The organism is Actinokineospora pegani (assembly GCF_009745975.1).
Lineage (GTDB): Bacteria > Actinomycetota > Actinomycetes > Mycobacteriales > Pseudonocardiaceae > Actinokineospora > Actinokineospora pegani.
In genome coordinates, this window is record NZ_WHOL01000122.1 from 102,954 (window position 1) to 112,219 (window position 9,266).

The 9,266-nt window shown below is 71.4% G+C and carries 11 protein-coding genes, 2 tRNA genes and 1 pseudogene; 8 read left to right on the top strand and 6 right to left on the bottom strand.

What is annotated here, in order from left to right; genetic code table 11:
• The first annotated feature begins 7 nt into the window (after positions 1–7).
• Positions 8–760, top strand: a complete 753-nt coding sequence (locus GCL84_RS27620; RefSeq protein WP_156758516.1) for a sulfite exporter TauE/SafE family protein — start codon at positions 8–10, stop codon at positions 758–760.
• On the opposite strand, the gene hisC is transcribed toward GCL84_RS27620, so the two are convergent.
• Positions 757–1,821 carry a histidinol-phosphate transaminase gene (gene hisC / locus GCL84_RS27625; protein ID WP_156758495.1) on the bottom strand — a complete coding sequence of 355 codons (1,065 nt, stop codon included), beginning with the start codon at positions 1,819–1,821 and terminating at the stop codon, positions 757–759. The genes GCL84_RS27620 and hisC overlap by 4 nt on opposite strands.
• A 174-nt stretch (positions 1,822–1,995) precedes the next feature.
• Here hisC and GCL84_RS27630 point away from each other — a divergent pair, with 174 nt between their 5' ends.
• From GCL84_RS27630 to GCL84_RS27650, 5 genes are all read left to right on the top strand, one after another.
• Complete coding sequence (locus tag GCL84_RS27630) at positions 1,996–2,658, top strand: dienelactone hydrolase family protein (RefSeq protein WP_156758496.1); 663 nt, start codon at positions 1,996–1,998, stop codon at positions 2,656–2,658.
• Positions 2,658–3,425, top strand: coding sequence for an ESX secretion-associated protein EspG (locus GCL84_RS27635; RefSeq protein ID WP_156758497.1), 768 nt, complete (start codon positions 2,658–2,660; stop codon positions 3,423–3,425). Before GCL84_RS27630 ends, GCL84_RS27635 begins: the two co-directional genes overlap by 1 nt.
• Positions 3,426–3,536: 111 nt before the next feature.
• Positions 3,537–3,626, top strand: a tRNA-Ser gene (locus GCL84_RS27640).
• Positions 3,627–3,669: 43 nt separating this feature from the next.
• Positions 3,670–3,745: transfer RNA gene (locus GCL84_RS27645), tRNA-Arg, on the top strand.
• Positions 3,746–3,904: 159 nt separating this feature from the next.
• Positions 3,905–4,279: a DUF488 domain-containing protein gene (locus GCL84_RS27650; protein ID WP_268891428.1), complete on the top strand. Its 375-nt coding sequence runs from the start codon at positions 3,905–3,907 to the stop codon at positions 4,277–4,279.
• On the opposite strand, the gene GCL84_RS27655 is transcribed toward GCL84_RS27650, so the two are convergent.
• Positions 4,276–5,115 (bottom strand): hypothetical protein, encoded by an 840-nt coding sequence (locus GCL84_RS27655; protein ID WP_197523544.1) that lies wholly within the window; start codon positions 5,113–5,115, stop codon positions 4,276–4,278. The genes GCL84_RS27650 and GCL84_RS27655 overlap by 4 nt on opposite strands.
• A gap of 211 nt (positions 5,116–5,326) precedes the next feature.
• On the opposite strand from GCL84_RS27655, the gene GCL84_RS27660 reads away from it, so the two are divergent.
• Positions 5,327–6,328, top strand: coding sequence for an erythromycin esterase family protein (locus GCL84_RS27660; protein WP_156758498.1), 1,002 nt, complete (start codon positions 5,327–5,329; stop codon positions 6,326–6,328).
• A gap of 179 nt (positions 6,329–6,507) precedes the next feature.
• Here GCL84_RS27660 and GCL84_RS27665 read toward each other — a convergent pair whose 3' ends face one another.
• The 3 genes from GCL84_RS27665 to GCL84_RS27675 form a co-directional block, all read right to left on the bottom strand.
• Positions 6,508–6,993, bottom strand: coding sequence for a hypothetical protein (locus tag GCL84_RS27665; protein WP_156758499.1), 486 nt, complete (start codon positions 6,991–6,993; stop codon positions 6,508–6,510).
• 58 nt (positions 6,994–7,051) lie between these two features.
• Positions 7,052–7,228, bottom strand: coding sequence for a hypothetical protein (locus GCL84_RS27670; protein ID WP_156758500.1), 177 nt, complete (start codon positions 7,226–7,228; stop codon positions 7,052–7,054).
• Positions 7,229–7,373: 145 nt separating this feature from the next.
• A complete protein-coding gene (locus GCL84_RS27675) occupies positions 7,374–8,582 on the bottom strand; it encodes an MFS transporter (RefSeq protein WP_156758501.1) in 1,209 nt (402 codons plus the stop codon).
• Between the two features lie 119 nt (positions 8,583–8,701).
• On the opposite strand from GCL84_RS27675, the gene GCL84_RS27680 reads away from it, so the two are divergent.
• Complete coding sequence (locus GCL84_RS27680; protein ID WP_156758502.1) at positions 8,702–8,893, top strand: hypothetical protein; 192 nt, start codon at positions 8,702–8,704, stop codon at positions 8,891–8,893.
• A 37-nt stretch (positions 8,894–8,930) separates the two neighbouring features.
• Here GCL84_RS27680 and GCL84_RS29560 read toward each other — a convergent pair.
• Positions 8,931–9,266 (bottom strand): annotated as a pseudogene (locus GCL84_RS29560) (ABC transporter permease); the annotation flags it as partial.

Genomic DNA, 9,266 nt, shown 5'->3' on the forward strand with positions numbered 1-9,266 from the left:
GTCGGGGCTGACGGTGTGGGAGGCGGTCGCGGTCGGCGCCGCGGGCGTGTTCGCCGGCGGGATCAACGCGGTCGTCGGATCGGGGACCCTGGTGACGTTCCCGGTGCTGCTGGCCGTGGGCTACCCGCCGCTGGTGGCCAACGTGTCCAACACCGTCGGTCTGGTCCCGGGCACGGTCACCGGCGCCTTCGGCTACCGCGAGCTGCTCACCGGCCAGAAGAGCCGCCTGCTGCGCCTGGGGGCCGCCTCGCTCGTGGGCGCGGTGATCGGCGCGATCCTCCTGTTGCGACTGCCCGCGGCGGCCTTCGAGACGATCGTCCCGGTGCTCATCGTCGTCGCCCTGGTCCTGGTCCTGTTGCAGCCCAAGCTGTCCAAGCTGGTGGCCGCCCGCAGGGGCGAGGGCGGGCAGGACGGTCCGCTGGTCTGGCTCGCCGTCCTGTTCACCGGCGTCTACGGCGGCTACTTCGGCGCGGCGCAGGGGATCATCCTCATGGGACTGATGGGCATTCTGGTCGCCGAACACCTCCAGCGCCTCAACGCCATCAAGAACGTCTGCGCCTCCATCGTCAACGGCGTCTCCGGCCTGATCTTCGTCTTCGTCGCCCCGGTCGCCTGGCTCCCGGTCGTCCTGATCATGGTCGGCTCCACCGTCGGCGGCTACCTCGGGGCCAGGGTCGGCAAGAAGTTCTCGCCGACCCTGCTCCGCGGCATCATCGTCGTCGTCGGCCTGGTGGCCGTCGGCAAGATGCTCCTGGACTAAGGAAAGGTCCGCGCTGCCTCGAGGAACTGGTCGTTCTCCGCAGGCGTGCCGATGGTCACGCGAGCCCCGTCGCCGACGAAGGCGCGGACGATCACCTTGTGCGCCATGCAGTGCTCGTTGAACGCCGCCGTGCGCTCGCCCAGCGGCAGCCAGACGAAGTTGGCCTGGCTGTCGGGGACCTCGTGGCCCAGCTCGAGCAGGGCGGCGCGGACCCGGGCGCGCTCGGCGACGATGTCGCGGCAGCGGGCCAGCAGTTCGTCCTCGGCGGCCAGCGAGGCCAGCGCGGCGGCCTGGGCGAGGGCGTTGACGCCGAACGGGACGAAGACCTTGCCCACCACCTCGGTCACCGCCGCCGGGGCCACCAGGTAGCCCACGCGCAGCCCGGCCAGGCCGTAGGCCTTGGAGAACGTGCGCAGCACCGCGACGTTGTCCCGGCCCGCGGCCCACGCGGCTTTGGCGACCTCGACGCCGTCGGGGACCGCCGGGTCGTCGACGAACTCGCGGTAGGCCTCGTCGATGACGACGAGGGTGTCGCGGGGGACCGAGGTGATGAGGCGGTCCAGCTCGGCCGCGGTGAGCGCGGTCCCGGTCGGGTTGTTCGGCGTGCACACGAACACCAGCCGGGTGGTGTCGGTGACCGCGCCGATCAGCGCGTCGACGTCGAGGGCGTGCTCGGCGGTGAGCGGCACGCGGGTCTGCTGGGCGCCCACGACCTGGGTGATGATCGGGTAGGCCTCGAACGACCGCCACGGGAACACGACCCCGTCCTCGGCCGAGCAGGTCGCCTGCACGAGCTGCTGGCACAGCGTCACCGACCCGCAGCCGACCGAGACCTGCGCCTCGGCGACGCCGAGCTTGGCCGCCAGCGCCGCCACGAGCTGCCCCGCGCCGCTGTCCGGGTACCGGTTGACCCGAGCCGCGGCCTCGGCGATCGCGCTCACCACGCTGGGCAGCGGGCCCAGGGACACCTCGTTGCTCGCCAACTTCACCGCGCCGGGCACGGTCCGCCCCGGCACGTAGCCGGGCAGCGCGGCGAGATCGGGCCGAGTCCGCACACTCATCGCAACTCCTCGTCGGGTCGGATCACCCGCAACCTATCCCGGTATGCGCGAAATCGGGACACCCCGGCGGGCCCCAACGAGCGAAACCCGTCCGGTGGGCAGGAACACGTGCCGCGGACGGGTGAGCGACCGATCACGTTGACTCGCGTTCACCCCGTCGTGGTTGGGTATGTCATGGCCCTGACCCGCACTGAGAAAATCAAGATCGACGACACCCGCGCAGTGCGCCTGACCTGCGCCGAGCCCGATGGTGTCGTGCGCGGTGGGCTGGTCGTGCTCCCCGAGTCCCGCGGGGTCACCGAGGCCGTGCGCGGGGTCGTCGCAGGCCTGGCCGCCGAGGGCTGGCTGGTCGCGGTGCCGCACCTGCACGAGGGGGAGCACTTCGAGCTCGACCACGACAGCGCCAACGACGCCGTCAGCGCCCTGTCGGCCGACGCCGTGCTGGCCGCCCACGACGCCGCCGTGTCCTGGCTGACCGGTCACGGCGCCGACACCGACCGGGTCGGCGTGATCGGCTTCGAGCTCGGCGGCGCCATCGCCCTGGTCGTGGCCACCCAGCGCGACCTCGGAGCCGCCGTGACCGTTGCGGGCGGCGGTATCCTCGACCCGCTCTCCGACGGGCTCCCCCCGCTCGTCGAGATCGCGGGCGGCCTGCGGTGCCCGTGGCTGGGGCTCTACCGCGAGGAGGGTGACGACATCACCGTCGAACAGGTCGACAAGCTGCGCGACGCCGCGGCCACCGCGACCGTGGCCACCGACGTGGTCCGCTTCGCCTTCGACTCGACCTACGAGGCGTGGCAGCGCGCCCTGAACTGGTTCGACGCCCACCTGCGCTGATGGTCGCCACCCTCACCGACGTCGAGTTCGACCTCACCTGGGAGGCGCTGGGCCTCGGCGAGCGCCCGTACCCCATCGAGTTCCCCAGCTTCGGCGAGACCGACGACGCCCGCGCCCAGCTCCGCGCCGAGGTCGTCGCCGCGCTGACCGCCAAGGGCCTGCACGACGGCCACGAGCTCGCCCCGGCACTCGAGGACGACCTGCTCATGCTGGCGCGCAACGACTACAGCGTCGACGCCCTGATCGCCGTCGGCGTCCCGCTGCGCGTCCTCGGCGTCGCCCGGGGAGCCAAGTCCGTCCTCGCCGTGCAGTCCGGCCCGGAGATCCGCGTCGGCGCCCCCGGCCCCGGCGGCATCGCCGTGGAGCTGGCCGGAATGCTCCCCGAGGCCCCACCAGGCCCCGGCAACCCGGTCACCCTCCCCAAGCAGCTCTTCCACGACGCCATCGACGCCTACGCCGCAGGCGGCTTCGCCCACCTCGAACACGCCCTCAACCGCGGCGGCGTCGCAGGCCGCGACCTGCGCACCGTCACCACCCTGGTGGAGAGCGCCCGCTCCGGCGGCGGCCAGATCGCCGCCAACGCCCTCGACCGGGTCGGCCGCCGCACCCGCACCCCAGTCCTCAACTGGTTCGACACCACCCACGGCCGCTACGCCGTCCTCACCGCCCCCCAACCGGACGGCTCGTCGTGGCTCACCATCACCCCCGCCGACGCCCGGACCCTGACCGACCACATCCGCAGGCTCGTGGCCGACGTCCGGGCCTGAAAGATGCCTCTCACCAGCACATCTACATGTCTCGACCCCGTTAGTGGGGGGTGTTTCGCAGGGCGCCCGACCCCTTGTGTAGTCTCTTCTCTCGAGCGGCCTGGGGCCCCGGGAGGCTTCGCCTAGTCTGGTCTATGGCGCCGCACTGCTAATGCGGTTGGGGTTAACTGCCCCTCCCGGGTTCAAATCCCGGAGCCTCCGCTGTACTCCCGGCCCGCCGGGTGGACAATTGAAAACGGTACAAGCACCCGTAGCTCAACGGATAGAGCATCTGACTACGGATCAGAAGGTTAGGGGTTCGAATCCCTTCGGGTGCACCAGATCGCCAGAGGGACCTGTCCTTGTGACAGGTCCCTCTGGCGTTTGCGGCACCGGAGGTCGCGCCTGCGGTGGGTGTGTGACAGGGTGCCGGGGTGGCTGGTGCGTTGAGGCGGGGCGAGGTCGTGGGAGTCGGGTACGAGGGGCGTGCCGTCGACGAGGTGTTGGGTGATCTGGTGGGGCGGGGGGTCCGCACTCTGGTTGACGTGCGGTTGACCCCGGTGTCACGGAAGCGGGGGTTCAGCAAGCGGGCACTCGCCGAGGCCGCCGCGTCGGTCGGGATCGACTACGTGCACCTGCGGGGCCTGGGCAATCCAAAGGAGAACCGGCCGGGTTTTGCCGGTGACGCCGAGGCACTGGCCGCTGCCAGGGCTAGCTACCGCGACCTGATCACCGCCGAGACCGCCGCGGGTGATCTGGCCAGCATCGCCGAACTCGCCGCCGCGGGGCCGGTTGCGCTGCTGTGCTTCGAAGCCGACGAGAAGCGCTGCCACCGGCATGTGCTGCTCGACCTCGTCGGTGCCAAGTGCTGCTAGCGAGGGGCGGTGTACACACCTAGCACGCTGAACGTCTGCTCCCACTTGACCTGGTTGCCCACGTAGAACGCGGTGTCCAGCCCGGGGCGCACCTTCTCCGCGAGGAACTTCCGCTGGATCGCCCTTGTCACCTCCGCGTCGGTTGAGTTCCTCAGCCTGTGCTGCAACGCAACGAGCTCCCAGTCCAACATCCCCTGCTGATGTCCGGGGCATGTCCGGTGGGTGCACCGGTAGGCGTACCTAGCCGTGAACCGCGGTGCCACGAGCGGCGTTCCGGAGACCCCGAACAGGTCTTCTGCGGCAACGGCGCGATCGATGGCCCGTTGCTGTTCCGGTCTCCAGCCCGGGTTCGGGCTCACCCGCAGGTCGCTGATCTCCGCTGGGCGGATCACGGCGAGGGACCGACCGGGCGGCTGCGACCGGACGTCGGCTAACAATTCGCACATCGAGTGCCTGATGTGGTGGTCGATCAGGCTGCGGCGTTGCTTGCCCGGGGAGATCGGCTCCCCGCGGCTAACGCTGCCGAGATCCGGCCGCCAGCTCTCGAGCCTGCGGTCATTGCGCGCGGGCTTGGCCCGCAGCCGCACGATCTCGTACTTGCGGAAGCGGTGCACGGCGTCTTGGGCGCGAAAGTTGATCGGGTACAGCCGCACCCAGGACTCCAGGCCGAGCCCCTGCCTGATTCCCGCGACGCAGACCGTCTCCCCGTAGGTGCTGGAGGGGGTCGGAGCTGCCTTCACGGTGATCAGCACTCGCATGTCCACCCAGCCGTCACCTGCGGGTTTGGGGTCGGGATCGGGTTCCGGGTCGAACATCGATGGCTGCACGGTCGACACCCCCAGCACTCCACGTGACTCATGGATAGCAGAGAGGAGTCGGCCCGTGGTGCCGCCGATCGAGGGGTCTTGGCTGCTGGCGGAGGTCTGGCGCCGATCATCGGGGTGGCTTGCTGCCACCCCGCCTGGAGGGAACCGAGCAAGTCCCCGACGCAGCCGCTTTGCCGTTTGAACTTGACCTCCAGTGTGGTTGAGGTCGCACGATCGGGTCATGGACATCGACCCCAAGACCCTCGCGACCGCGGCGGAGCTCGACACGGCCGCCGTGGTCGGGCTCGGCACGAGCACCAGGGAGGCCAGCGAGTTGGTCCAGTTGGTGGCGGCCACGACTCGGCTGCTGGTCGACCGCGGCTTTCGGTTGATCGCCATCCAGGACAGCCAGCGCGTCGGCGACCTGCTCGACCGCTATCTGCTCGGTGGGCCCATTGACCTCGGTGTCGTGTTGTCGCAGGCTTGGGGGCCGTGGCGGACCGCGGAGACACGTGAGGCGTTGGTTGGTTTGCGCGCTCGCAACGAGGCCCACCCCGATGATCCGGTGCGCGTCATGGGCTTGGGTCCCGCGCGGGTCCTTCCCGCCGACTATGACCGTGTTGTGGAGCTGACCGGTCCGCACGTGATCGCGGCGCTCGCTCCTCTGCGCGAGAGCCACCAGCACGGCGAGCACGTGATGCGCGCCAGGGGTGTGCATCCCGGCCGTCCGTTCGTCGAGGTGGCGGCCGAGGTCCGTGCCACCGTGACCGACCCCGAGGCCTCCCGGTTGATGGACGCGATCGTCGAGCACCACGCCAACGCCATCGGTGCGGGCCACGACGCCGCCCGCGAGGAGCGCGCTGCCGACCGCCTCTTGGCGCGCGCCGCCGAGCGCGTTGTCATCTGGGACGGCACCTTGCATGTCGCGGCGCACCGGACCGGCATGGTGGGCCAGCATCTCTCAGCGGCTCTCGGCACTGCCTACCGCGCCGTCCACCTCACCTTCGCGACCGGCCGCATCCGCGACTTCGACGTCCCCGTCCCCGCCCCGGACTCCCTGGAGGCCACCCTTCCGACAGGCGTCACGAAGACGACTGGGCTCGGTGAGAGCCGCACCCGCCTGATCTCCGGTGTGTACGACCCGTCCCGGGACGAGGACCACTACTACTCGCTGCCCTCCCTGTCAGAGGCCTTCGCCGCTGTCGCGCTGCTCCCCGAGATCTCTCCGACTACTTCGCTCTGACCGTCGCTTCGCGCCCCACGACCGCGTTGAGTCCTGAGTCGCGGTAGACACCCCGTTCGGGCGGCAGGGTGTCCACCGCGTCGTCGGTGCAGCGGCTTGATCGGGCACATAGGACAGTCGGGTTTGGACGGTGTCATTCGCGGGCCGACGGCGGGACTTCTACGCGGGCAGGGGTGTGGTCATGGTCCGCCGGCTACCGCGTCGCGGCCCAACAGGCTTGCTGTCGACTCGGTGAGTAGGCGGCCGGTGACGTCGGGGTCGCAGCCCAGGCGGGGTAGGCGGGCGCGGATGGCGGCGGGGGAGCGCTGGTGCGCGGTGGCCAGTGCCCGGATGACCTCGACCGCCGGTGTCGCTGGGTCGTGGGCGAGCCAGGCCTCGCGCAGGGTCGCGTCCGCGTCGGCGGTCCAGCGCTGGTTGGCGTTGCCCACCGAACGGCGGACCCGGCGGCCCTCGAAGGCGGCGATGGCCGTGAGCGACTGGTGCAGCAGGCGCGCGGCCTCGGTGGCCCCGCCGGGTGGGAGTGCGAGGGTGCCCTCCGCGACCGTGGACCCGGCGGGGTCGTCGCCGCGCAGGTCGATCTCCAGGGCGCCGTCGGCGTCGGCGGTGACCGTCAGGGTGTAGGTGGTGTCGCGGGCGGTGCTGGTGTACTCCATGGTGAAAGTCATGGCCAGCACGGTAGGGCGGATCGCGCGATGGCGTGGGAAGTTGTCCACAGGCCCCTGGTCAGAGGTCTGGGCCCCGGCGCCCGACCTCGTGCGGGGCGTCCTCGCCGTCCAGTTCGGGTTCCCGTTCGCGTTCCTCGCGCAGGATGGTGTCGAGCTTCCTGGTGGCGCGGTGCAGCCGCCAGACCACCAAGGCCAGTGCGATGACCGCGATGGCCAGCCACAGCGCCGTGGACATCGGATCACCGCCTCTGGGGTGGGGCCGGTCCCGCCCGCTTCTTCCCAGGTTCCCATTACTGCTTGGCGGGCGCACCAGGTGCCAGTGTGGGAATCGCCGGATGGTGCGGATTCCGCCCATTCGGGGCAATCGGTTCTACTGTGGGTTACGGAGTTCGGACCAAGGTCTCCCGGGCGAGCCCCCAGCCCAGCGCCCCGACCAGCAGCAACCCGCCGGTGACGGTGAACGCCACGCCGTACGAGAACTGGTCGGCCAGCACCCCGGCGGCCAGCGGCCCGACGATCGCCCCGACGTCGACCGCCATCTGCGACACCGCCAGCACCTGCCCGCCGCGCGCCCGTCCGACCACGTCGGCGACGGCGGCCTGCTGCGGCGGCGTCAGCAGCCCCGTCCCCAGACCCGCCACCACAGTGGCCACCAGGAACTCCGGGACGCCGTCCGCCCACCCCGTCCAGATCGTCGCCAGGCCCGACACCACCAGTCCCACCAGCAGCAGCGGCCTGCGCCCGATCCGGTCCGACAGCCGCCCGGACACCAGCAGCATCACCACGTTGCTCGCGGCGAACACCGACAGCGCCGTCCCCGCGAACACCCCGTCCTGCCGCAACGCCTCCACCACGAACAGCGGCAGCAGTGACATCCGCACGCCGAACACCGCCCACCCGTTGGCGAACGACGACACCAGCGCGGCCCGGTACCCGCTGATCCGCAGCGCCGCCCGCAGCGGCAGCGCGGGGGCCGCGTCCACGTCGAGGACCACCGCCGACGGCGACCGGCGCAGCAGCACCCAGACCAGCGCCGTCGCCGCGACCAGGGCGACCGCGTAGACCAGGAACGGCGCCCGCACCGAGATCTCGAGCAGCCCGCCGCCCAGCGCGGGCCCGGTCACGCTGCCCAGCAGGAACGACGCCGCCCACAGACCCGACGCGCGTCCGCGCAGCCCGTCCGGGGTCAGCCGGACGAGGAGCGCGATGGCCGACACGGTGAACATCGCCGACCCGATCCCCGCCGCCGCCCGCAGCGCCACCAGGTGCCAGTAGGAGGTCGCGAACGCGCAGGCCCCGGTGCCCAGGGCGACGATGAGCAGCCCGTAGAGGTACACCCCGCGTTCACCCAGACGTGTAACCAGTCGACCCGCCACGGGTGCGCAGAGCAACCGCGTCACCGCGAAGGCGCTGATCACCACCGACGCCGCCGTGACGCTGATGTCGAAGCTGCGGGCGAAGGCGGGCAGGGCGGGCGCGACCAGGCCGAACCCCACCGCGATGACCACGTTGGCCGCGATCAGGACCCACACCTCGCGGGGCAGCCGGTCGTGCTTCTCAGCAGTCTTCGTCGCAGGAGCCCGCTTCACCCGATCATCCCCCGTCTGTCGGCCCGCGCGCACTATAAGCACGGGTGGGCAAGTCGGTGACAGACCGGGGTGAATTGGGGGTACCTACCGGGCGTCGTCCCCCGAACGAAGGAACCCCGATGTCCCACACTCGCGACCACGTCGAGGTCATCCCCGTGCTGGCCAAGCTGGCCGAAGCCGAGCGCGACGCCAAGCAGCTCACGACCGACGAGTCCTTCCGCGCGGGTCAGGCCGCCGGGCTGGAGCTGGCCCAGCGCATCGTCCGCGAGCAGGCGGGGCTCCCGGTGGAGGCCGACTCCGGCCGCGTCTGAGCTGACGGGGGCCGGGCGCCACGCCCGGCCCCGCTGCTCAGCTCGAGACGTCCCGACGGCGGAACGCGACCAGGGACGCCACCACCAGGGCCACCGCCACGACACCCAGCCACACCAGGGGCTCGACGGGCACCGACGGCCCGGGGACCTTCGGCACGTGGGTGAACGGCGAGACGTTCAGCACCACCTGCCCCAGGTTCAGCGCCGGGCCGAACAGCCCCAGCCCCAGCGCCACCCCCGCCACAGCCCACGACGCGGCCGTCGAGGCCCTCGGGACGAGCCCGAACAGCAGGGCCGCGATCCCGGCGACCACCCACACCGCGGGGACCTGCGCCACCGCGCCGCCCGCTGCGTGCGCGAGCTGGGTTCCCAG